This window comes from Brevundimonas diminuta 3F5N (assembly GCF_900163625.1).
GTDB classification, from domain to species: Bacteria; Pseudomonadota; Alphaproteobacteria; order Caulobacterales; family Caulobacteraceae; genus Brevundimonas; species Brevundimonas diminuta_A.
The window spans coordinates 1-23,472 of the sequence record NZ_FUIE01000027.1; the positions used below are offsets into that span (position 1 = coordinate 1).

Below are 23,472 nucleotides of genomic sequence, written 5' to 3' on the forward strand. Positions count from 1 at the left end.
GCTGGACCGCTGGATGAAGTAACACGCAGCCTTCTCCCCTTGAGGGAGAAGGTGGACGGCGAAGCCGGACGGATGAGGGGTGCGAAGACGCGGGCTGGCGATACCCGCTCAGACGTCGCGCCGACACCCCTCATCCGGCCCTGACGGGCCACCTTCTCCCTCAAGGGGAGAAGGCTGCGTGTTACTTCATCCAGCGGTCCAGCCAGGACGACATCTCATACAGGGCGTGCCCCACCGACTCCCGCGCGCGATAGCCGTGAGCCTCCAGCGGCAGGACGACATAGCGCGCCGTCGCGCCATTGCCCTTCAGCGCCGCATAGAAACGCTCGGTCTGCACCGGGAAGGTGCCCGAGTTGTCGTCCGCCTCGCCGTGGATCAGCAGGATCGGTTCATTGACCTTGTTCGCATAGGTGAAGGGCGACATCTCCGTATAGGTCTCGGTCGCCTCCCAGTAGGAGCGCTGCTCCGCCTGGAAGCCGAAGGGCGTCAAGGTGCGGTTATAGGCGCCCGAGCGCGCGATGCCGGTCTTGAACAGGTCGGTGTGCGCCAGCAGGTTCGCCGTCATGAAGGCGCCGTAGCTGTGCCCGCCCACGGCGATCCGCTCCCGTTCCGCCACGCCCAGAGCGACCACGGCGTCGACCGCCGCCTTGGCGCTGGCCGACAGCTGCTCGATGTAGGTGTCGTTCGGCTCGGCCCCGTCGCGGCCGATGATCGGCATCGTCGGGTTGTCCAGGATCGCGTAGCCCTGGGTCAGCAGGAACAGGTGGCTGGATCCCGACGGGCGCACGAAGCGGTTGTCGGTGTCCACGACCTGACCGGCCACGGCGGCGTCGGTGAACTCGGCCGGATAGGCCCACATAAGAAGCGGCAGCGGGCCGTCGCGGTCCTTGTCGTAACCGGCGGGCAGATAGAGGGTGCCCGACAGCTCCACGCCGTCGTCGCGGGTGTAGGTGATCAACTGGCGCGTGGCCCCGGCCAGTTGCGGGGCCGGATCAGGGAAGTTCGTCAGTTGGGTGACGCCGCCGTCCAGATCGCGGATGCGCAGATTAGCCGGATCGGCGCCGCTTTCGCGATAGGTGACCAGCTTGCGGCCCGCCTCGTCCAGCACGCCAACGACGCTCTCATACTCGCCCTGGGCCGAGCGCCAGACGCGCTCCGTCTCGCCCGACTTCAGGTCCATCAGGTCGAGGAAGGGATAGGCGCCCTCTCGCGTCGCGCCGTCGCCCTCGACAAAGACGCGGGCGCCGTCGGCGCTGAAGCGCATGACCGAACGGCCGCGCGCGTTCGGCTCCGTCACGACCGAGCCGGGGTCGTTGTAGCGGTCCTGATAGTTGCGATCGACCAGGACGCGGCCCTGCCCCGGATTGGACGGATCGACCAGGGTGCGCGTTTCGTGCCGCGTGTTGAACCAGCGGCTGTTGACGATGGCGGCGTCATTCCTCCCCCAGGTGGTTCCGGCGTAGCGTTCCTTCAGATCGGCCAGCGTCTGCACCCGGTCGTTGAAGGGCGCACGCAGCATGAAGACGCGGTCGCGCACCTCGGCGGGGTTGCGCGGATCGCCGCCGTCCTGAGCCTCGGCCCAGACCAGGGTGGCGTCGGCGTCAGCCCGCCACTGGACCGCGCGCGGTCCCGGCGCCACGGCGTCGAACGGCGTCGGCACATTGTCGCGCAGCGGCAGGTCGGCCACGCGGTGCACCTGGCGCCCGTTCATGTCGGTGACGATGACGTCCGAGGGGAACAGGCTGGCGGGCACGACGTAGGAGTAGGGCTTCTTGACCCGCGTCTGCAGGATGTAGCGCCCGTCCGGCGAGGTCGAGACGCCCAGAATGACGCCCGGCTGGCCCACCGAGCGGGCGCGGCCGTTCAGCGACACCACCGTCGGCTGGCTGGTGAAGTAGTAGTCGAACAGCGCCTCTTCGCCCACATTGGACAGCAGGTCCTGATAGGTCCGCACCGGCGCGGCGCGGCCGCCGCTCTCGGTGATGATCGGGCCTTCCGGCGGATGGTCGACGTTGGGCGCCAGGCCGCGCCCGGCCGGAACCGCCAGGACCAGCAGGCCCGAGGAATCCGACAGCCAGGAGAAGCCCGACCCCGCCGCCGCATTGACCATCGGCCCGTTCAGCTTGCGCGCCTTGGCCTGCGCCACGTCGGCGGTCCAAAGCTCCAGCCCGTTCGGAGCGTTGACCAGGAAGGCCACCGCCTGGCCGTTCGGCGCCCAGCTGACATTGGTCAGGCGCGCATTGACGGGCAGGCCCGTCACCGGGCGCGCAGCCCCGCCGTCGACCGCCTGGAAGCTGAGGCCCGTCAGCCAGGAGACGCGGCTGTTGGCCGGGCCGTTGTTCTTCGGATTGATCCGATAGCCCGCCAGCCGCAGCATCGGCTCGGCCAGTTCGGCGATGGCCGGCAGGTTGGCGCGGTCAGTCAGCAACAGGGTCTTGCGGTCCGGGCTGACGCTGACGCCGGGATTGGGCTTGGCGTCCAGGATCTGGGCGATGGGCGACGGCGGCTGTTGATAGGTCGGCGCGGCGTCCTGGGCGACTGCCGCAACCGGCAGGGCCAGGGCCGGAACGGCGGCGGCGAGCACCAGGGCGGGCAAGGCGGCCCGCAGCAGACGATGGCGCATGGAAATTTCCCCACTGAGACGAGTCTTATGTGGCCCCAGGTGTGAAACCCCCAGGGTCCGGGGTCAACCATCAGGCTTGTCACGCCCCGCCTTCCCCTGCGTCGCGCTTGCCGCTTGCCCCTCTTCCCGGCCCGCTTTAAGGACGAAGGAGACCACGATATTCATCAGATGGTGAAAAAGGGAGTCCGATGGGCAAGATTTACGCTGACGTGAAGTCCGCGCTGGAGGGGCTGACATTCGACGGCATGACCGTCATGTCCGGCGGCTTCGGCCTGTGCGGCATCCCCGAGAACCTGATCGCGGGCCTGCGCGACACGGGCGTGAAGGGTCTGACCGTCATCTCCAACAATGCGGGCGTGGACGGCTTCGGCCTGGGCCAACTGCTTGAGACGCGCCAGATCGCGAAAATGATCTCGTCCTACGTCGGCGAGAACAAGGAGTTCGAACGCCAGTACCTGGCCGGCGAGCTGCAGCTGGAGTTCAACCCGCAGGGCACCCTGGCCGAGCGCATCCGCGCGGGCGGCGCGGGCATCCCGGCCTTCTTCACCGCCACCGGCGTCGGCACCCTGGTCGCCGAAGGCAAGGAAGTGCGCGACTTCGACGGCCGCAAATACGTCATGGAGACGGGGCTGGTCGCCGACCTGTCCATCGTCAAGGCGTGGAAGGCCGATGAGCGCGGCAACCTCGTGTTCCGCAAGACGGCCCGCAACTTCAACCCGATGATGGCGACTGCGGGCAAGGTCACGCTGGTCGAGGTGGAAGAGATCGTCCCCGTCGGCTCGCTGGACCCCGACCACATCCACACGCCGGGCGTCTATGTCGACCGCCTGATCCAGACCGTGTCCGAAAAGCGCATCGAACAGCGCACCGTCCGTCAGAAGGGAGCGTAACCATGGCCCGTACTCGCGAACAACTGGCTGAACGCGCCGCCAAGGAGCTGCAGGACGGCTTCTATGTGAACCTGGGCATCGGCATCCCGACCCTGGTCGCCAACTACATCCCCGACGGCATGGTCGTGACCCTGCAATCGGAAAACGGCATGCTGGGCATGGGCCCCTTCCCCTATGAGGGCGAGGAAGACCCCGACCTGATCAACGCCGGCAAGCAGACGATCACCGAGATCCCCGAGAGCAGCTATTTCAGCTCCTCGGATAGCTTCGCCATGATCCGGGGCGGCCACATCAACCTGTCGATCCTCGGCGCGATGGAAGTGGCCCAGAACGGCGACATCGCCAACTGGATGATCCCCGGCAAGCTGGTGAAGGGCATGGGCGGCGCCATGGACCTGGTCGCGGGCGTCAAGCGCGTGGTCGTGGTCATGGATCACGCCAACAAGCACGGCCAGTCCAAGGTGCTGAAGGCCTGCACCCTGCCGCTGACCGGCACGGGCGTCGTCAGCCGCATCATCACCGATCTGGCCGTCTTCGACGTCAAGCCGGACGGTTCGGGGCTGGAGCTGATCGAACTGGCCGACGGCGTCACGCTGGACGAGGTCTCGGCCAAGACCGAGGCCGACTACACGGTGGCGGCGAACCTGGGCTGAACCGCCCTCCTCCCGCTGTGAAAACAGAAACCCCGGCGACCGCGAGGCCGCCGGGGTTTTTCATGTCTTCCTTCTCCCCTTGTGGGAGAAGGTGGCTCGCGGAGCGAGACGGATGAGGGGTGTCTGCGTTCCGGCATCCGGTTTGCGCGCCAAGGTGTCGATGAAACTCAAGGGCGGCGTCGTCACCCCTCATCCGAGCGCCTTCGGCGCCCACCTTCTCCCACAAGGGGAGAAGGACATCAGTTCCGCGTCGCCTGGAAGCCCTGCTGGTCGGTCCACAGGACGATCTGGCGGCTGGCCTCGGCGGTGGCGCGGTCGAAGGCGGTGACAATGGCCGACTGGCGGTTCTCGCCGGCGTTCTCCCTGACCGAAATGCGGTCTTCGGCCACGATCGTGCGGTCGCCCGGCCGGACCAGACGCAGCAGCACCACGATGTTCACATCCGGCACAGCCCCCGGCGCGGCGTAGGCGGCCTCGAACCGGCGCACATCCACGCTCAACAGCAGGCCGTCGCGCGTCAGCGGGCCGCCGCTGAGAACCGTGCACGTCCCGCCGTCGGCGAAGGCGTTGCGAAGCGCTTCCTCGAACAGAGTCTCGGCCGGGGACACCCAGCGCGCGCCCTTGATGTAGGCCGCCTCGGCCCCGGTCACGGCCAGCAGGCGATCGCCGCGCGCCGCCTCGGGGAAGTCCACCCGACGCATGGCGACATGAACGTCAGGGCAAGCCGACGTCGCCCCCGTCCCGGCATAGGCCGAGGCCCCGCCGAAGCGATAGAGCTGCACCGGATCGGGCGAGGCCAGCAGGGCGCAGCCGGCCAGGCCGCCGGACAGGGCGACCGAAGCCGCCGCGATCAGGAGAGTGGAACGGATCACGGCTGCACCTCGATTTCCTTGGACGGCGCCTTGGCGATGAAGTCGCGCGGGCTTTCACGCACATTGTCGACCAGCGACTGCAGCGAGCGCGTCGCCATATCCAGTTGGCGGATCGTGTCGTTGAGCTGCGGCACGGTCTGGGTGCCGAAATCGCCCAGCGGCCCTTCCAGCCCGGTCGCCGAACGGTTGATCGAGGCGATGGCGGCCTGGGCTTCCTGCGTCGCCTTGTTGATGTTGGCGATGGCCTGCTTGCCGTCCGTGTCGATCATCTGACGCGCGCTGACGCCCAGGGCCTGATACTCGCCGACGGCGGCGTTGGCCTTGGTGATGGTCTCTTCAAGCTGCTGGAACATGCCCTTGCGGGCTTCCAGCTCGGCGGTCAGGGCCTCGACGTTCTTCACGCTGGACGAGAAGCTGCGGATGTTGTCGTCCGACATCACGCGGTTGATGCGGTTCAACGCATCCACCGTCTGCGCCAGCACCGTGCCCGATCCGCTCAACAGCTCGGCGATGGGGCTGGGCTGGCTCTGGATCACCGGCACGACATGGTCGGGATACTGATCCTTCAGCAGCGGGCTGTCCGGCGAGCCGGCGGTGATCTGGATGTAGTTCAGGCCGGTGATGCCCAGCGGCTCCAGCTGGGCGCGCGAGGTCACGCGCACCGGCGTCGTGCCGTTCAGGCGCACGCGGGCGATGACCTGGTCGCCCTTCTTGGGGTCCAGATTCAGGTCCGTCACCTCGCCGACGCGAATGCCGTTGAAGTGCACCTCGCCGCCCTCCGACAGGCCGCGCACCGGGCCGTAGAAGACGATGTCATAGACGTCGAAATCCTTGTTGAACTGCAACCGGGCCAGCCAGATCGTGAACACCGCCAGCGCCAGCATAAGGGCGACTGTAGCGATGCCGACGGCGGCGTAATGAGCGTCTCTTTCCATCGTTTCGCGCCCTCCTCAGGCCGCGCTCTTGTGGGCGGCGCGTCCGCGCGGCCCCAGGAAGTATTCCTTGATCCAAGGGTGGTCCGAGCGTTCCAGCTCGGCGACCGGCGCCTTGGCCACCACATGCTTGTCCGCCAGCACGGCCACCTGGTCGCAGATGGCGTAAAGGCTGTCGAGGTCGTGGGTGATCATGAAGACCGTCAGCCCCAGGTCGTCCGACAACTGACGGATCAGATCATCGAACGCCGCCGCCCCGATCGGGTCCAGACCGGCCGTCGGCTCGTCCAGGAAGACCAGTTCGGGGTCCAGCGCCAGGGCGCGGGCCAGGCCGACGCGCTTCCTCATCCCGCCCGACAGCTCGGCCGGCTTCAGATAGAGGGCCTCGGGCTTCAGCCCGACCATGGCCACCTTCATCTCGGCCAGCTCGCGGATCGTCGACTTGGACAGCTTCGTATGCTCCACCAGCGGCGAGGCCACATTATCCAGCACCGTCAGGGACGAGAACAGCGCTCCCTGCTGGAACAGAACGCCCGTGCGTCGCTCGACAGCGGCCGCCTCGGCCTTGGTCATGGCCGCGCGATCCTCGCCGAACAGGCGCACTTCCCCGCCCTCCGGCTCCTTCAACCCGATGATGGAGTTCAGCAGCACGGTCTTGCCGGTGCCCGACCCGCCGACGACGCCCAGCACCTCGCCGCGCATCACGTCCAGATTCAGATCCTGGTGGATCACCCGCTCGCCGAATTGGCTGAGCAGGCCCCGCACCTGGATGAGGGCTTCGCGGTCGTCCGGTTTGCGCGTCTCGTCCGTCATATCTTCAGCTCGATGAAGATCAGAGCGAAGACGGCGTCCAGCAGGATGATGGCGAAGATCGCCTGCACCACGGCCGCCGTCACCCGGCGGCCCAGGCTCTCGACGTCGCCGGCCACCGACATGCCCTGGCGACAGCCGATGGCCGCGACCACCAGAGCGAAGACCGGCGCCTTGATCAGGCCGACCATCATGTGCGTCGGCATATAGCCGTCCTCGACCAGCCGCTGGAAGAAGAAGGCCGGACCCAGGTTCAACTGGCTCCACGACACCAGCACCCCGCCCAGCAGGCCGCCCATCATGGCCAGGAAGGTCAGCAGCGGCAGCATGACCAGCAGCGCCGCCAGACGCGGGATGACCAGGGCCTGGAAAGGATCGACGCCCATGACCTGCATGGCGTCCACCTCCTGCGTCATGCGCATGGAGCCGATCTCGGCGGCGAAGGACGAGGCTGAACGACCCGCCAGCAGCACGGCGGTGATGACCACGGCGAACTCGCGGAAGACGGCGACGCCGATCAGTTGCACGGCGAAGACGCCGGCCCCGAACTGGGTCAGCAGATCCACGCCGATGAAGGCCACCACGGCGCCGATGAAGAAGTTGGTCACCACCACGATCGGGATGGCGTCCAGGCCCGTGCGCTCGGCCTGGCTGAACCAGGCGGCCCAGCGGATGCGGCCGGGATGCTTCAGCGTGGTCAGCACGGCGGCCATCAAACGGCCCAGGAAGGCCAGGGACAGCATGGCCTCGGCGCCGAAATCATAGACCCCGCGCCCGACCTTGGCGAAGCCGCGCGTCATGGGGGCCGAGCGGCGCGGCGGCTCGGCCGTCATGCAGTCCAGCTTGGCCACCATGCGATACAGGCGCCCGGCCTCGGGCCGCGCCGACCAGGCGGATTCAGGGAGAGGGCGGCTCATGGCCTGGGCCACGGCCAGGGCGCCGGCGGTGTCGAAACGACCCAGATCGTCCAGGTCCAGCGCCGTCACGGTTCGGCCGTCCAGCTCAGTCTTCAGCCGATCGCCCATCCGGCCGACGGCGACGGTCGACCAGTCGCCCGCCAGCCGCAAGCGCGCCTGACCGTCCTGGTGTTCGTCAATCTGGAAGTCCGCCCGATTCATGAATTCGACACTGACACAGGCCCGCCCGCACGCATACGCCGCTTAAAGCTCTGCTTTTCACGTCGCGTCAACGACTGATGACAAATCTCGGTCTCTTCCAGCGTTGCTCGACGCAAGCCAAGGCCCTCCCGTCACGGCGCAGCTTTGTGAACGTCGTCGGGCGATTTTCGTTCAGCCGCCGCTCGAGACGACGACTCGAAAAGACCTAGCGCAGATAGTCGAGCAGGGAGACCTGGCGAAGTTGGCTGACCACCTGGGCCGAGGCTTGCAGGGACACTTGCGCCAACTCCAGTTCGGTGACGGCTTCGGCCATGTTCGCGTCGGTCTTCCCGGACAGGATGGTGTCGATCGAAATCTTGCGCGCCTCCTGGGATTCCAACAGACGGTCGACGCGGTTCTGCATTCCGCCGTTGGCGGCCTGCAACTCCACCACCCCTTTCGACGCCGCCTCGAAGCGGCCCATTTGGGTGGTCAGGAATGTCTTCTGGGCGTCCGTCATCTGGCCGTCCAGCGGCGTCGCCTCATGGGCCAACTGGATGTCGCGGAAGATGGCGAACAACTCCGAGCCCACGGCGTCAGCCAGGAAGCTGGTGTCCATCGACACGTTCTCGTCCAGCCAGGACGACTGCTTCAGCTGATCGTTGCGGAAGGCCGCGTTTTCGTCGGGCAAGGCCGCCAGCTTGGCCATCATGCTGGCCTCCGGCTGGCCAGGGATGCCGGGCAACTCCACCGGCGCACGATCGATGACCCCGCCGCCGAACAGATACTTGCCCTGATGCTTCATGTTCAGCCCGTCCTGAGCCTCCATGAACAGACTGTTCAGCGTCCCCATCAGCGTGTCCATCCGCCCGGCGGCGATGGCGTCGGCGATGGCCTGACGCGCCGCCGTCGAAGCGTCTGCAACCCGGTCCATCGCCAGATCCTGGGTCTCCAGCCGAGCCGCGACGGTCTTGTTCGTGTCGATGAAGGTCTGGATGCGGGTCTGGCTGGACTTCAGCGCGCTGACCGTCTCGGAGCCTCGACCGAAGCCGACCAGGTCCGTGGCGTTCTTCTTGGTGTTCACCTTCTGCTGGGCGTCGGCCATGCGCGACTGGGCCGACATCAGGTCAAGCAGGGCCGACTGATAGTTTCCGTAGGTTGAAACGCGTGTCATCGCACCATTCCCAGCAGGGTGTCGTACATGTCCTTGGCGGCCTGAACCATGCGGGCCGAAGCGTTAAAGGCCTGCTGATAGGTGGTCATCAACACCAGCTCCTCATCCAGGTTGACCCCTTCGACCGAGACGCGGCGCGCCGTCGCCTCCTTGGCCAGGGCCGTGGCGCTGACGGCGTTGTTCTTGGCCATGGCGGCCCGGCTGCCGATCTCGCCCGACAGTTCCGACGCATAGCGCGCCAGCGACATGGAGCCGCCCGCCGCCCCGCCCGCCGCCGAGAAGGAGGCGGCGTTCTCGCCCGCGCTGGCCAACAGGCGCGCGCCGCGCGCGTCGTTCTTGCTGACCACGGCCGCGCCCAGCCCGCCTGTCGCATCGGCCTTGGCGAAGGCCATCAGGGCCGGATCGCGGGCGATGTCGGCTCTGATCGAGAAGGCGTCAGCCCGCGAGGCGCGCGCCCCGCCCAGACCGAACAGCTCGCTCATCGACACGTTGGAGGGAACCTGGGTCGTGCGGTCCTGAAGCACCGACAGGTTCGCGCCCGAGCCGGGGCGCGGCGTGAACGTCATCTCGCCCGCGGGATTGAGGCTGAACGTCCCCATCCGCCCGGCGCCCGTCATCGGATCGTTCAGCGCAGCCAGCAGGCTGGTCATGTCGCCGCCCGCGGGAACCGCCACCTCGATATCGCGCAGCTTGGCGCCGGCCGCGTCGCTGAAGCGGAAGGTGATGGTGTCGCCCGGCGTGAAGCCATGCTGCGACGCACCCGTCATGCCCGTTTCGAAGATCGCCGGCTGCTCGCTGGTGATCAGGTCGTTCAGGCCGAAGAAGTGCGAGAAGCCTCGCCCGCCCTTGTTCGAGGGCGCGGCCGGATCGTCGACCACCACCACGCCCGTGCCCGGCGCACCCTGAATCTTCAGCCGCCCATCGACGAAGCTGGCGCTGCCGTTAGCGCCCAGCTGGGCGTTCAGGTCGGTAAGGAAGGTCGCCGGGTTCAGCGTCGCCAGATCCAGGTCGATCTTCTGCAGGGCCACACCCTGATCATTGGTGATGACGATGGAGGTGCGGCCGGTGAAGCCCTGCAGGGCGGTCTCGAGCGACTGCCCGACATTGCGGCCGGTCAGGCTGTTGGGCGGCGGCGCGGCCGAAGAGGCGTTGTGCGCCCGGTTCAGTTCGTCGGCCATGCGCGACATCAATTCGGCCAGACGTTCGGCGGTCGCCGGCGCCTCGCCGTCGCGCAGCTCCAGCAGCCCCTTGATCTCACCCGAGTTCAGCCCCTCAGCCAGGGAGCGCGCCTTTCCGGCGGGCGGCTCGATGACCGTGACCTCGTTAAACACCGTCTCGGCCGAGACGGCGCCCGCGCGCACATAGTCCAGCTTGGCCGCGCCCTGACCCGCCAGCAGGATGCCGGCGCCAGTGCGGATCTCGACCCCGCCGACCGCGCGGCCGGTGATGCGGACGTCCATCAGGCCTGACAACTGGTCGATCAGGGCCGCCTGAGCCGTCTGGGCGCCCGAGGAGTCCGCATTGACCACCGTCGCCTTGGCGATTTCGACGTTCAGCTTCTCGATCTGCTCCAGCAGGCTGTTGGCCGTCTCGACCGCGCTCTTGATGCGCGCATCAGCGTCCTCGCGCACCGACTGGATCTGGGCGTTGATGCGGGCGGCTTCGTCGAACAGGCCCTGCGTCTTCCAGACGGCCTCCTGGCGCCGCGGGCCGGAGGTCGCATCCTCGGCCGAAGCGGCGAAGGCGGCGAAGACGCTATCGATCTGCGAGAAGAAGCCGCTGTTGGAGCCCGGATCGCCGAACATCGACTGGATGCGGTCGTAAAGCTCGTAGCGCACGGTCTGGCGCCCCGCGTCAGCGCTCCCGTTCAGGCTGGCCGCCTGAAGGAAGCGGTCGGTGGCCAGACGGATGCGGGCGATCTCCACCCCCGCGCCGACGCCCTGGCTGGCCCAGGTCTCCTGCTCGGCGATCTTGCGGACATAGCCGGGCGTGTTGACGTTGGAGACGTTGTCCGAAACCACCCGCAGCTGCGTCTGGGCCGCATTCATGCCCGAGGTGGCGATGTTCATGATCGAGTTGAGGGACATCAGACCTCTCCCACGCCGTGGCGCGCACGCAGGCTCACGCCCGGCAAGCCTTGCAGGCAAGCGAGCAAATCTTGCCCGGCGAATTGAGCAGGTCTTCTGACCATCTCTTTGATTTTACTCGACATCGGCATTCAGCCCCTGTGCATTCGTCAACAAGGGAGGCAAGCGGCGGGCCAAGTCGGGCGGCGCCGCCCGCGCCCGGCAAAAAGCGACGAGCGCGGCAAGAAGCGCCCGGCGCCACACGCCGCAATCGACAGCCAAAAATCGATCAATATTCATATATTTCAGTATATTAACTCGAACACCTGCACTTGGCCCAAGGCTTGCGGAGGCTCTGCCGAATGACCCAGGCGCAGCAGGCGCCGCCTCTCATCCACCGAAAGCGCCTGCCGCCCGCATGTCCGCCATCAGCCTCATGTCCGTCCTGACGCCCGCCACTCCCGGCGGCGCGGGTCTCGACGCCTCCGACGAGGCGGCGATGGACAGCGCCGTCTTCGCGGATCTGATGCTCAAGGAAGAGGCGCCCGCGCCCGCCGCCCCGGTCGCCGAGACGCCCGCCGAGACGCCCGAAGTCGCCGCCTCAGACGAAGCCGCCAAGGATGGCCTCGCGGTCGTCCCGGCTCCGCCCGCCTGGTTCGCGCCACCCCCGCCGGTGCAGCAGACTGCCGTTCCGCAAGCCGCTGTCGATCCGGCGACGCCCCCCTTCGCAGCCGCAACGACGTCTGCGCCGCAGGCCGACTTCGAGGCTGCAGAGACGGCTGCCGTCGAGGCTGCGGCTACGCCTGCCGACACCGCACTCGCCCCAGCCGCGACGACGCCGCCTGTAGTCACGTCCGCCGCTCTTAAGGCAGCGCTCCCGGCCACCTTCGCCGAGGTGAATGCAGCGCTTGAAACCCCGTCACCCGAGAGCGACGAGTCGTTGGACGCGCCGCCGCCGTCGCGCCCTGGGTCCGCGCCTCTTTCGGCCCAAGACGCCGCCTTACTGGGCGTGACCGGCTTCCGATCGGGTGCGGGCGAACGCCTTGCCTCGGCGCGAGAAGCGATTCAGGCCGCCGCCGCGACGGGCGGCTCCGAAGCGGCCGCCAGCCGCCCCGCCCCATCCGACGCTCCCGCCGATACGGCAGCGTCAGCACCCGCCGCCCGCCCGGCCGCTGCGCCCGCGCTCGCCGAAACGCCTGCCGCGGCGGCCGTCGTCGCGCCCTCAGCCGACGGCGAAGCCCCGGCCGCGCCGCAACAAGGCGCCGTCGAAGCCGCGCCCCAGGCGCCGGGCGCGCAACGCGATCTGGGCCTGTCCCAGCTGTCGCGCGCCACGGTCGAGACCACGGCCCAGATCGCCGCACAGATCATCAAGAAGCTGGACGGCCGCTCGACCCGCTTCGACATGGCCCTGACGCCCGAGGGACTGGGCCGGGTCGATGTCAGCCTGGAGATCGAGTCCGACGGCCAGGTCACGGCGCGTCTGGCCTTTGACAATCCGGCGGCGGCGGCCGACCTGCGTGCGCGCGCCGACGAACTGCGCCGTCAGCTTCTGGACGCGGGGCTGCAACTGTCGCGCGATGATCTGGAGTTCGCCGAGCGTGATCCTTCGTCCGGCTTCGGCGGCGGCGCATTCGAGCGCCAGCCTGACCGCCGCGCCTTCGCCGGCGCCGCCCGCCTGGCTGCCGAGGCCGATTCCGTCGTTCCGTCGCCCAGCGCCTGGACGTCCCTTTCCCTGACGCCTGACCGCGTCGATCTGAAGGTCTGATCGATGGTTGACGCCGTCTCCACCAACAACGCCGCAGGCCGGGTGAACACCGGAGGTCAGATGCTGGCCTCCAACTTCCAGACCTTCCTGTCGTTGCTGACCACGCAGTTGAAGAACCAGGATCCGTTGTCGCCGGTGGATTCCAACGAATTCACCGCCCAGCTGACCCAGATGGCCGGCGTCGAGCAGCAACTTCTCACCAACGACTTGTTGACGGGCTTGCTCAAGGCCCAGCAAGGCGACGGCCTGACCGGCGCGGCGCAATATATCGGCAAGGACGCCACCGCCGTCTGGGCCGCCACCCGCTTCGAGGACGGCGAGGCCAACTGGAGCTATGAATTGGCCGCCGACGCGACCGACGCCACGCTTCAGGTGCTGGACGCCTCGGGCAAGGTGGTCTGGAGCGGCCCAGCGCCCGACAAGACCAACGGCATGCACGACTTCAAGTGGGACGGAAAGACCACCGGAGGCGGCCAGGTCGACGACGGCGGCGTCTATACGCTGAAGGTCGTCGCCAAGGACGGCGCAGGCAAGGCCGTCGACAGCCAGGTGCTGATCCGCGGCCGCGTCACCGGCGTCGAGATGTACGACAACACGCCCTTCGTCATCATCGGCAACTCGATCATGCCGGTGTCCAGCCTGATCGCGCTGGAAGAACAGAAGGCGGCCGCCAAACCCGATCCCGAAGAGGACGCCGGCGCGGTCAGCGCCCTCGCCTCGAAACTCAACCCTTTCAATCTTCTCTCGTAAGGAATTCCAGCCATGAGCATTAACGGCGCCATGCTGGCCGGCGTGTCCGGCCTGACCGCGAACGCCGCGGCCCTTTCGACGATCTCGCAGAACATCGCCAACGTTAACACCGTCGGCTACAAGCGCGCGGCCACGGAATTCTCCACCGTCGTCAACGCCCAGACTCAGGGCGTCAACTACTCCGCCGGCGGCGTTCAGGCCTCCGCCCGCCACTTCATCAGCCAGGCGGGTCAGCTTCAGCGCACGACCTCGGGCACCGACCTGGCCATCGCCGGCCAGGGCTTCTTCGTCGTCACCGAAAAGTCCGAGAACCTGACCCTGTCGGACGCGCGCCTGTTCACCCGCGCCGGGGCGTTCAAGATCGACGATCTGGGCTACCTGCAAAACACCTCGGGCCTGTATCTGCAGGGCTGGCCGGTCGACGCCGACGGCGTGGTCAACAGCGATCCCTCGGACATGAGCCGCCTGCGCACCATCAACGTCGGCTCGGTCGGCGGCGCGGCCGAGCCGACCACCCGCGTCGGCCTGAACGCCAACCTGAAGTCCAGCCAGCCGATCAATGAAGCGGCTCAGAACCCGCTTCCGACCGGCGTCACGGCCTATGACCCGGCCGCCAACTCCATGGCGATGTACGCCAACGATCCGGCGACGGGCGTGAAGCCGGACTTCGAGATCACCATTCCAGTGTCCGACTCCAAGGGCGGCCAGCGCAACATCACCGTCTCCCTGCTGAAGAGCTCGACCGCCAACGAATGGTACGCCGAGATCCGCGCGCCTGAAGGCACGGTGACCAACGCCGACGGCCTGCTGAAATCCGGCCGCATCGCCTTCACCCAGGACGGCCGTCTGGACGTCGCCGCCATGCAGGCGTGGAGCGCGCCGGGCGGCGCCGGCGGCGGCCTGTTCGACGATCCGACGAACGCCAGCATCAGCCTGTCGGCGTCCGACGGTACGGCGCCCGCCGACGGCAGCACGCCGAACGGCGGCTGGGATCCGTCGCTGGGCATCGCCGCCCAGACCATCGCCTTTGACCTGAACGCCTCGGCGGGCGGCCTGACGCAGTACGACAGCACCTCCATCGTCCAGGCCACCTATACGAACGGCACGGCTTTCGGGAACCTGACCGAGGTGAAGATCGACGAGACCGGCTTCGTCACCGCCATCTTCGACAATGGCGTGATGCGCAAGATCGCCCAGGTCGCCCTGGCCACCTTCCCCAGCGCCGACAGCCTGTCCGAAGTGTCGGGCAACGCCTTCCGCGTCAGCCAGAGCTCCGGCACCTTCAACCTGAAGGCCCCCGGCACCGGCGGCGCGGGCCTGCTGGGCGCGCAACAGCTGGAAGCCTCGACCGTAGACCTGTCGACCGAGTTCACCGGCCTGATCACCACCCAGCGCGCCTATTCGGCCTCGTCCAAGATCATCACCACCGCCGACGAGATGCTGGCGGAGCTGATCAACATCAAGCGCTGATCGGCCAACAGGAATCCATGAGCAAGGTCTCGTTAGACTCGATGAATCCTTCCTTTAGCCAGCGCAGAACGCGCCGGACCGGCCGGATGCGTCTTAGCCATTCCTTCACCACGACGCTTAAACGCCCCTTAGCGGGCGGGGCCCTAGCCTGTGCGTCTATGGTGGTGGTGAGAGAGGCTTAAGCCCATGCTGCAAGAGCGACGCCTTAACAGTAACGGCGAACAGTACGTGGTCGGCCCGACGGGCACGCCCCTGACCCTGCGGGACCTTCCCCCGTCGGATACGAACCGCTGGGTCATCCGCCGCAAGGCCGAGGTCGTGGCCGCCGTGCGTGGCGGTCTGATCAGCCTTGAGGACGCCCTGGCCAAATACCGTCTGACGGCCGAGGAGTTCCTGGCCTGGCAGAAGGCCATCGACAAATGGGGCATGCAGGGCCTGCGCACCACGCGCATCCAGAGCTATCGCGACTAGGCTTTCGCCTGGACGCATGATCATGGCCGCTCCTGAACGGGGGCGGTCTTTTTCATTGGCGAACGCCTTCGTTTCAGGCCAGGCCTCGAAATCGCGCGGCTTAAGGCCTAAATGGCGGCGATGACCATGGACGCCCTGACCGACGACATCCTCTGCCCCGTTCCCGACATCGCCCCCATGTCGCAAGTCGACCTGGACGCCGCGATCGAGAGCGTGCGACAGGCCGTCGGCCTGCCGCAGGGCGCGCGCGTGGTCGCCGCCATGTCGGGCGGGGTCGATTCCACCGTCGTCGCCGCCCTGCTGCACAAGGCGGGCTATGACGTCGTAGGTGTGACGCTCCAACTCTACGACCACGGCGAGGCGCTGAAGAAGAAGGGCGCCTGCTGCGCCGGTCAGGACATTCACGACGCCCGCCTGGCCGCCGATCTGATCGGCATTCCGCACTACGTCCTCGACTATGAAAACCGCTTCAAGGACGCGGTGATCGACCAGTTCGCGGATTCATATCTGAAAGGCCAGACGCCGGTCCCCTGCATCCGCTGCAATCAGACGGTGAAGTTCCGCGACCTGCTGGACGTCGCCCGCGATCTGGGCGCCGAGGCGATGGCGACCGGCCACTACGTCCGCCGCGCGACGCACGGCAACCGCTCGCAGATGCGCAAGGCGGTCGATCACTCGCGCGATCAGTCCTACTTCCTGTTCGCCACAACGCAGGATCAGTTGGACTATCTGCGCTTCCCGCTGGCCGATCTGGAAAAGCCGCAGGTGCGCGGCGTCGCCGCGTCGCTGGGTCTGCGCATCGCCGCCAAGCCGGACAGCCAGGACATCTGCTTCGTGCCGACGGGCGACTATCGCACCCTGATCGATCGCTTGCGGCCGCAGGGACGCGAGGCGGGCGATATCGTTCACATGGACGGCCGAGTTCTGGGCCGCCATTCGGGCATCACCGACTACACCATCGGCCAGCGCCGGGGCCTGAACGTCGCCGTGGGCGAGCCGCTGTTCGTGGTCAAGCTGGACCCTGACAATCGCCGCGTCATCGTCGGCCCGCGCGAAGCCCTGCTGACCGCGCGCCTGACGCTGGAGGAAACCAACTGGCTGGGCGATCAGGCCACCATCGAGGAAGCCGCCCGCGACGGCGCCCCGGTGCTGGCCCGCGTCCGCTCGACGCGCCAGCCCTCCCCCGCGCGTCTCGCTTTCATCGACGGCGCCGTTCAGGTCGTCTTCGATCAGGGCGAGGAAGGCGTCGCCCCCGGTCAAGCCTGCGTCCTCTACGATCCGGCCGACGACGAGCGCGTGCTGGGCGGCGGCTTCATTCAGTCGACCGAGGCGGTCGCCGTCTAATCCTCTTCGTCACCCTCGGGCCTGCTCCGAGGGTGACGGATTAGGCCGCATAGACCCGCAGGCAATTACCGTCCGGATCGCGCGCCACGAAGCCGTGGCCGCAGTCCATGTCGCTGGGCGGCAGGACGATGCGCGCGCCTCGGTCCCACCAGTCGATGTGCAGTTGATCCACCACGGCGGGCGCGGCCATGCGGACGTCCACCTGCGCCCCGCCTCGCCCGCGCCACAGGCTGAGCGTCCGCCCCGGCGCCAGCAGGAAGACCGCATGGTCCGGCCCCGCCTCCAGAGGACGACGGCCCAGCAACCCGGCGTAAAAACGCGCGCTGGCGCCCGGATCGGCCACGTTCAGCAGAATGTCGTCGCTCATCGTCATGGGGCCCCTCCGCCTGTCTGAACAGAAGGAGAACCTAGTCGCGCCTGCCGCCAATTTCTGTCAGCATCATCGCGGCGGCCCCTGCCGGTCGCAGGCCTCGTGCCACCGCTTCAGCAGCACGGCCTTGCGCGTGGGATAGCGGGCCTCCAGCACCTCGACCTCGACGATGCGGTCTGTGCGGAAACTGCGGAAGTCGCCGCGCAGCTCGCACCAGCCGATCAGCAGCCGCACCCGGTCGAAGAAGGCCAGGGCGAAGGGCCAGACCACACGGTCCGACGCCGCCCCCGCCTCGTCGCGATAGTTCAGCTTGAGCTTGCGCTCGATGCGGATCGCCTTGCGCAACAGCGCCGGGTCCACCGCATCGGCGGGGATCGGCGCGCCCGGCCCGATGAACAGGGCCGAAGCCTCCATCTCGTCGCGCAGGTCCGGCGGCAGCACCGCCGCGATCCGCGCCTGTGCGCTCAAAGCCGCATCCCGCAGCCGCGCATCCGCCCGTTCGGCCACCCAGCGCGAGCCCAGGGCCAGAGCCTCGATCTCTTCCGGCGTGAACATCAGCGGCGGCAACAGATAGCCGGGCTTCAGCACATAGCCCACGCCCGGCTCGCCCTCGATCGTGGCCCCCTGCGCCTGCAGGCTGGCGATGTCGCGATAAAGGGTGCGCAGGGAAACGCCCGTCTCTTCCGCCAGCGCACGTCCGCTGACCGGCCGACGATGACGCCGCAGGGTGTTCAGCAGATCAAGCAGGCGTTCGGATCGTGACACGCCGCAAGCTTAACAGAGTTACTGCCGAAAAACGGCAGCATGATTTCAGGCGCGCTCTCAGGCGGCGTGAAGGATCACCCGGTTCCGACCTTCCCGCTTGGCCCGATACAGCGCCGCATCCGCCGCCTGCACCAGGGCGTCGCCGTCGCGGTCCATGCCCTTGTCCCATTCGGCCACGCCGAAAGACATGGTGCTGCTGCCCAGCGGCTGTTTGCCCAGGCGAAGGGCGATGCCGGCGATGGCCTGACGAACCGTATCGACCCGTTGCGACAGGGCTTCGGCCGTGGTGCCCGGCGCGATGATGATGAACTCTTCCCCGCCGTAGCGGCAGACGATATCCCCGTCGCGGAAGCGATGGCCCAGTTCGGCGGCGACGGCCTGCAGCACCACATCGCCCGCATCGTGGCCGAACTCGTCGTTGAACCGCTTGAAGTGGTCCACGTCGCACATGACGACGCACAGGGGCGCGCCCGAACGCGCGGCGCGCGCCACCTCCAGCGCCAGCGCCTCTTCCATGTAGCGACGGTTGAACAGGCCGGTCAGCGGGTCGCGGATCGTCTGTTCCTTCAGGTCGCGCTGCAGCTTCTGGTTGACCATGGCCGAGGCGATGTTCTCGGCCAGGACGTTGAGGCGGAACTGCGTCTCGGCCTCGACCAGACCGTCCAGGTGCAGGACGCCGATCACTTCGCCCGAGGCCAGCAGCGGCTCGCAGTGATAGGGCGCCGCCAGATGATCCACATGGCCGCAGGCGACGTCGGCGCCCGGTTCGGACACGAAATGGCTCTGGCCCCGGCGCAAGGCCCAGCACTGATCCGGCGCAAAGCCGTCCTGCTCGCTCTCATGCCCGCCCCAGCCCGACAGCGGGACCAGCAGGTTGCGCGAGTTGTTGTAGGCGTAGAGCGCGCCCGGCAAGCCCGGCAGGACGCGCGGCACGAAGGCGTGGATGACCTGGGCCAGTTCGTCGTCGGTCCGGGCCGCCTGCATCCGATGCGCCATGCCGCCCAGCAGCTCGATGACCTCGCCCCGCTCCCGCAGGGTCTGGGCGCTGGCCAGCAGTTCGTCGTGAACGCGCTTCAGTTCGCGCTCGCTGCGGCTCTGATCGGTCGCCGCCGTCGCCAGACGGTCGGCCATGTCGTTATAGCCGCGCGCCAGTCGATTGAACTCACGCGAGCCCATGCGGCCGTCGATCCTCTGATCGAGGTCGCCCGCGCCCAGGCCGGTCATGGCGTGGGTGATGACGCGCACCGGCTGGCGAATGCCGCGGATGACCATGAAGGACACCGACAGGGAGAAGAAGGCGATCAACGGCCCGCCGATCAGGGCCAGCCCCCGCACGCGCGCCAGCCGCTGCTCAGCCGCCTCGACGCGGCGTGCCTGCAACACCCGCTCTTCGTCCAACAGTTCTCGCGCCGCCAGCACGAAGGCGCTCATGGAATCGAAGCCACGCCCTTCGACGATGAACGATTCAGCCCTGGCGAAATCTCCGCTCCGCGCCAGGGTCAAAGGCTGACGCATCAGTTCAATGCGGCCTGACAGCTGCGCGCCCAGAGCCTGCACCCGATCCTGTTGAGACGGGTTGTCTCGCGTCAGCTCCACCAACTCACTGAACGCTCGCAGGGAGTCCGAAACCCGCGTGTCAAAGGACTGGGCGTAGGCCGGGTTCTGCGTCAGCACATAGGCGCGCTGGCCCGACTCCGCGTCGCGCAACCCCGCCACGGTCTCTTCCATCGCCTGGATGACCTTGGCGGAGTGCGTCACCCAGCGGAAGCTCTCGCGAGTCTGTCGCGAGGCGTCGGCCAGGGCGGCCACGAGAACCAGTAATGCGATCACCACCAGGGCGCTGACAGCGGCGATCCTGGACGTCAGGGACTGAAACATGCCCCACCGTTAACCTTCGACAGTTGACGGAGGTTGAATCGATCAGAGGGTTTTACGCGGCTTCGTCCTTGGCCGGCATGACCTCGCCGACCGTCGGGCGGTTCTCGGTGAAGACCACCTCCACGTCGCGCGGGCGGACCATCTCATTGCAGCAGCCGCAGGCGATGCGCGGCTTCAGGTCGTGACCGCAGGTCTTGTGACGCAGGACAATGCCCGACGCCTCGTCGCCATAGACATGCTTCTCGCCCCAGGCGTGCAGGGTGACGAGGACGCCGTACAGGTCCTTGCCCTTGGCCGTCAGCACATATTCGTTGCGCGGCGGGCGCTGGGAATAGGGACGCGGCTCCAGCACCCCATGATGCACCAGGGACTTCAGCCGCGCAGCCAGGACGTTGCGCGCCACGCCCAGCCGCTCCTGCCATTGCTCGAAGCGGCTGACGCCGTTGAAGGCGTCGCGGATGACCAGCATGGTCCACGGATCGCCGATCACCTCGAGGGTGGCGGCGACCGAGCAGCTCTGGCGCGAATAGTCGGCGGTGCGTCCCATGAGCGGAAAGTGACCTCGCGTCAGGCTTTTGACAAGGGTTGCCAATCGCGACGGAGTAAGTCAGTTTCTATTTGCAACGGACATGGCCGTTCCCCGGCTGTTTCCTTCCCTCGACTCGGAGGCGGCGCCGTCGCAGGTTCCGCCTCCGCTTTTCGATGTGAGTCATGACCGAACCAGACCTGATCCACGCCGCCTTCCGCCTGACGCCCGAAGATGACGGGGCTTTGGCCGCCCACCTGTCGGGCGAGTTCTCCAACGGTCCGATCAGCGCCCCGCCCGAGGCGGGCTTCCCCTTCGGCGGCCTGCTGGCGGCCCTGTGCGCCGGCGCGATGCGTCAGGGCCTGAAGATCGAGGCGCCGCTCCGCAGCCTGACGGTCCAGTACCTGGCGGCCGCCCGGTACGGCCAGGCCCTGCACTTCCGGCCCCGGATGCTGCGCGGCGGCCGCAACGTCGCCTATGCGGTGGTCGAGGGCGGGCAAGGATCGAAGCTGACCCACCACGCCAGCGCCACCTACGGCGCCGACGGCGCGACGGCTTCGCCCCTGACGCCGTTGCTGGCCCCGCCGCCCTCGCTGGACAGCCTGAAGGACGCGCCGGGCATCAGCGGCCCGATGGCGCCGCGCTTCTCGCAGCACGTCGACTATCGCTTCGAGAACGGCCCCAACATCCTGGGCGGCAACGAGAACAAGCCGGTCGTCGAGCGGGTGTGGATGCGGGTCAAGGACGGCGCGCCGCTGGACGAACTGCGGATGTGCTACCTGCTGGACGCCCTCTATCCGCCCGCCTGGACGGCCTTCAAGGCGCCGCCGATGATGACGACGGTGGACCTGCGTTGCGACTTCCTGGCCGACCCGACGCCGGACAACGCGCCTGACGGCTGGGTCTTCTTCGAATACCGCCTGCTGGATCACGGGCTGGGCTGGTCGGTGGACGAGGCGATCGCCTGGGGCGCGGACGGCCGCCCGCTCGCCCTGGCCCGCCAACGCCGCAAGCTGCTGTGAGGCGCCGCTTGCCAGCGGGCCTTCGCCTCCCCTAATCCCCCTCGAAACGATTCACTTACGGAAACGCCTGTCATGACCGCCGCTGCTGATCCCGTCGTCATCTGCTCCTTCGCTCGCACCCCGATGGGCGGCTTCCAGGGCGCGCTGTCGCCGGTCAAGGCCACCGACCTGGGCGCCGCTGCGGTGAAGGCCGCCGTCGAGCGCGCGGGCGTCGCGCCGGAGAAGATCGAGCAGATCTTCATGGGCTGCGTCCTGCCCGCCGGTCTGGGCCAGGCTCCGGCGCGTCAGGCCGCCATCGGCGCCGGTCTGGGCAAGCACGTCGAGGCGACCACGGTGAACAAGATGTGCGGCTCAGGGCTCCAATCGGCCATGATGGCGCACGACGCCCTCTTGGCCGGCACGGCCGAAGTCATCGTCGCGGGCGGCATGGAGTCGATGACCGGCGCCCCCTATCTGATGAACAAGCATCGCGGCGGCGCCCGCATCGGCCACGACGTCATCGTCGACAGCATGATGATGGACGGCCTTGAAGACGCCTATTCCCCCGGCAAGGCCATGGGCGTCTTCGCCGAAGACGCGGCGGCCCAGTATCAGTTCACCCGCGAGGCGATGGACGAATACGCCATCGAAAGCCTGACCCGCGCCAAGAACGCCATCGCCTCGGGCGCCTTCAAGGCCGAGATCGTCCCGGTCGAGGTCGCCACCCGCAAGGGCCCGGTCACGGTCAGCGAGGACGAACAGCCCGGCAAGGCTGACCCCGCCAAGATCCCGACGCTGAAGCCCGCCTTCGTCAAGGACGGCGCCGTCACCGCCGCCAACTCCAGCTCCATCTCCGACGGCGCGGCCGCCATGGTCATGACGCGCGAAAGCACGGCCAAGGCGCTGGGCCTGCCCATCGTCGCCCGCGTGGTCAGCCACGCCGCCCACGCCCATGAGCCGGCCCTGTTCACCACCGCCCCCGTCCCGGCCATGCAGAAGGCCCTGAAGAAGGCTGGATGGTCGGTCGAGGACGTGGATCTGTGGGAGGTCAACGAGGCCTTCGCCGTCGTCGCCATGATCGCCCAGCAGGAACTGGGCATCGACCGCGCCAAGCTGAACGTCAACGGCGGCGCCACGGCGCTGGGCCACCCCATCGGCGCCTCGGGCGCGCGCATCCTGTCCACCCTGCTGGCGGCGCTGCAGGCGCGCGGCGGCAAGAAGGGCGTGGCCTCGCTGTGCATCGGCGGCGGCGAAGCCGTGGCCATGGCGGTGGAACTGGTCTGAACCTGCGGCGTTGTCGGCGGTCAAGCTTACTGACTGTGGAGACCTCCCCCTTGAAACTCCCTACCCTCCTCGCCGCCGGCGTCGCCGCCTTGAGCCTGACCGCCTGCGCCACCGCCCAGGCTGAAGGCGCCATGACCCAGAACAACACCGTGACCGGCCAGGCCGGGTCCGCCGACCTCAAGGCCTTCCCGGCCGCGACGGCGGGCCAGACCCGCCACGTCATCAACCTGCCGGCCCAGTCGGACGAGGACGCGCTGAAGGTCGAGCTGATCCTCGGCAAGACCAAGACCGTCGACTGCAATCGCCAGTTCTTCGGCGGCAGCCTGGAGACCCGCACGGCTCAGGGCTGGGGTTACGACTACTATGTCCTGCCCGCGCTGGGGGCCGGAGCCAGCACCCTGATGGGCTGCCCGCCCGGCTCGGAGCACGAGGCTTTCGTGACGACTCAGGAACAGCCGCTGATCCGCTACAACTCGCGCCTGCCGGTGGTGGTCTACACGCCGTCAGACGTCGAGGTGCGCTATCGCGTCTGGCGCGCGGGCGAGACCCAGACGGCGCGCTGATCCGCGCCGTTCATTGAGATCAGACGCGGGCGTCGGTCGGATTCGGTCGGCGCCCGTTCTGTATCAGAGCCGCGTCGTCCGTCCGCGTCCCGCTGCATCAGCGAGGCCAGTGAGGCGCATCCGGCGCTCAGGACGATCATGGGTCGACTCCTGCATCTGCGAACCATT

At 67.8% G+C, this 23,472-nt stretch carries 21 protein-coding genes; 10 read left to right on the forward strand and 11 right to left on the reverse strand.

The window, feature by feature from the left end:
- Positions 1 to 181 precede the first annotated feature (181 nt).
- Positions 182 to 2,623: a S9 family peptidase gene (locus FM111_RS04865; protein WP_256968097.1), complete on the reverse strand. Its 2,442-nt coding sequence runs from the start codon at positions 2,621 to 2,623 to the stop codon at positions 182 to 184.
- Positions 2,624 to 2,811: 188 nt separating this feature from the next.
- Here FM111_RS04865 and FM111_RS04870 point away from each other — a divergent pair, with 188 nt between their 5' ends.
- Together FM111_RS04870 and FM111_RS04875 are read left to right on the forward strand one after the other, a co-directional pair.
- Positions 2,812 to 3,513: a CoA transferase subunit A gene (locus FM111_RS04870; RefSeq protein WP_087139594.1), complete on the forward strand. Its 702-nt coding sequence runs from the start codon at positions 2,812 to 2,814 to the stop codon at positions 3,511 to 3,513.
- Positions 3,514 to 3,515: 2 nt separating this feature from the next.
- A complete protein-coding gene (locus FM111_RS04875) occupies positions 3,516 to 4,166 on the forward strand; it encodes a 3-oxoacid CoA-transferase subunit B (RefSeq protein WP_087139595.1) in 651 nt (216 codons plus the stop codon).
- 239 nt (positions 4,167 to 4,405) lie between these two features.
- Here the strand turns inward: FM111_RS04875 and FM111_RS04880 are convergent, their stop codons facing one another.
- From FM111_RS04880 to flgK, 6 genes are all read right to left on the reverse strand, one after another.
- Entirely contained in the window at positions 4,406 to 5,038 is a 633-nt protein-coding gene (locus tag FM111_RS04880) for an ABC-type transport auxiliary lipoprotein family protein (RefSeq protein ID WP_179205023.1), read from the reverse strand.
- Complete coding sequence (locus tag FM111_RS04885; RefSeq protein WP_087139596.1) at positions 5,035 to 5,973, reverse strand: MlaD family protein; 939 nt, start codon at positions 5,971 to 5,973, stop codon at positions 5,035 to 5,037. The genes FM111_RS04880 and FM111_RS04885 overlap by 4 nt, the downstream gene beginning before the upstream one ends.
- Before the next feature lie 15 nt (positions 5,974 to 5,988).
- Entirely contained in the window at positions 5,989 to 6,783 is a 795-nt protein-coding gene (locus FM111_RS04890; protein WP_087139597.1) for an ABC transporter ATP-binding protein, read from the reverse strand.
- A complete protein-coding gene (locus FM111_RS04895; protein WP_087139598.1) occupies positions 6,780 to 7,898 on the reverse strand; it encodes an MlaE family ABC transporter permease in 1,119 nt (372 codons plus the stop codon). The genes FM111_RS04890 and FM111_RS04895 overlap by 4 nt, the downstream gene beginning before the upstream one ends.
- A 205-nt stretch (positions 7,899 to 8,103) precedes the next feature.
- Positions 8,104 to 9,051, reverse strand: coding sequence for a flagellin (locus FM111_RS04900; protein ID WP_087139599.1), 948 nt, complete (start codon positions 9,049 to 9,051; stop codon positions 8,104 to 8,106).
- Positions 9,048 to 11,138 carry a flagellar hook-associated protein FlgK gene (flgK, locus tag FM111_RS04905; RefSeq protein WP_087139600.1) on the reverse strand — a complete coding sequence of 697 codons (2,091 nt, stop codon included), beginning with the start codon at positions 11,136 to 11,138 and terminating at the stop codon, positions 9,048 to 9,050. The genes FM111_RS04900 and flgK overlap by 4 nt, the downstream gene beginning before the upstream one ends.
- A gap of 397 nt (positions 11,139 to 11,535) precedes the next feature.
- On the opposite strand from flgK, the gene FM111_RS16500 reads away from it, so the two are divergent.
- The 5 genes from FM111_RS16500 to mnmA all read left to right on the forward strand — a co-directional run bounded on the left by FM111_RS16500 (position 11,536) and on the right by mnmA (position 16,917).
- Positions 11,536 to 12,882 (forward strand): flagellar hook-length control protein FliK, encoded by a 1,347-nt coding sequence (locus FM111_RS16500; protein WP_256968098.1) that lies wholly within the window; start codon positions 11,536 to 11,538, stop codon positions 12,880 to 12,882.
- A gap of 3 nt (positions 12,883 to 12,885) precedes the next feature.
- On the forward strand, positions 12,886 to 13,632 hold the full coding sequence (locus tag FM111_RS04915; RefSeq protein ID WP_087139601.1) for a flagellar hook assembly protein FlgD: 747 nt from the start codon (positions 12,886 to 12,888) through the stop codon (positions 13,630 to 13,632).
- Between the two features lie 12 nt (positions 13,633 to 13,644).
- The gene (gene flgE, locus FM111_RS04920; protein ID WP_087139602.1) at positions 13,645 to 15,102 is read left to right on the forward strand and encodes a flagellar hook protein FlgE; all 1,458 of its coding nucleotides are present in this window, start codon (positions 13,645 to 13,647) and stop codon (positions 15,100 to 15,102) included.
- 186 nt (positions 15,103 to 15,288) lie between these two features.
- Entirely contained in the window at positions 15,289 to 15,573 is a 285-nt protein-coding gene (gene sciP, locus FM111_RS04925) for a CtrA inhibitor SciP (RefSeq protein WP_087139603.1), read from the forward strand.
- A gap of 177 nt (positions 15,574 to 15,750) precedes the next feature.
- Positions 15,751 to 16,917: a tRNA 2-thiouridine(34) synthase MnmA gene (gene mnmA / locus FM111_RS04930; RefSeq protein WP_087139630.1), complete on the forward strand. Its 1,167-nt coding sequence runs from the start codon at positions 15,751 to 15,753 to the stop codon at positions 16,915 to 16,917.
- A 40-nt stretch (positions 16,918 to 16,957) separates the two neighbouring features.
- On the opposite strand, the gene FM111_RS04935 is transcribed toward mnmA, so the two are convergent.
- From FM111_RS04935 to FM111_RS04950, 4 genes are all read right to left on the reverse strand, one after another.
- Positions 16,958 to 17,290, reverse strand: a complete 333-nt coding sequence (locus tag FM111_RS04935; RefSeq protein WP_087139604.1) for a VOC family protein — start codon at positions 17,288 to 17,290, stop codon at positions 16,958 to 16,960.
- A 66-nt stretch (positions 17,291 to 17,356) separates the two neighbouring features.
- Complete coding sequence (locus tag FM111_RS04940) at positions 17,357 to 18,052, reverse strand: helix-turn-helix transcriptional regulator (protein WP_087139605.1); 696 nt, start codon at positions 18,050 to 18,052, stop codon at positions 17,357 to 17,359.
- A gap of 57 nt (positions 18,053 to 18,109) precedes the next feature.
- Complete coding sequence (locus FM111_RS04945) at positions 18,110 to 19,930, reverse strand: diguanylate cyclase (RefSeq protein ID WP_087139606.1); 1,821 nt, start codon at positions 19,928 to 19,930, stop codon at positions 18,110 to 18,112.
- A 52-nt stretch (positions 19,931 to 19,982) separates the two neighbouring features.
- A complete protein-coding gene (locus FM111_RS04950) occupies positions 19,983 to 20,477 on the reverse strand; it encodes a winged helix-turn-helix transcriptional regulator (RefSeq protein WP_087139607.1) in 495 nt (164 codons plus the stop codon).
- Positions 20,478 to 20,641: 164 nt separating this feature from the next.
- On the opposite strand from FM111_RS04950, the gene FM111_RS04955 reads away from it, so the two are divergent.
- The 3 genes from FM111_RS04955 to eco all read left to right on the forward strand — a co-directional run bounded on the left by FM111_RS04955 (position 20,642) and on the right by eco (position 23,304).
- Positions 20,642 to 21,478, forward strand: coding sequence for an acyl-CoA thioesterase (locus FM111_RS04955; RefSeq protein ID WP_087139608.1), 837 nt, complete (start codon positions 20,642 to 20,644; stop codon positions 21,476 to 21,478).
- A gap of 72 nt (positions 21,479 to 21,550) precedes the next feature.
- Positions 21,551 to 22,741 (forward strand): thiolase family protein, encoded by a 1,191-nt coding sequence (locus FM111_RS04960; RefSeq protein ID WP_087139610.1) that lies wholly within the window; start codon positions 21,551 to 21,553, stop codon positions 22,739 to 22,741.
- Positions 22,742 to 22,791: 50 nt separating this feature from the next.
- The gene (eco, locus tag FM111_RS04965; RefSeq protein WP_087139611.1) at positions 22,792 to 23,304 is read left to right on the forward strand and encodes a serine protease inhibitor ecotin; all 513 of its coding nucleotides are present in this window, start codon (positions 22,792 to 22,794) and stop codon (positions 23,302 to 23,304) included.
- Positions 23,305 to 23,472: the final 168 nt, after the last annotated feature.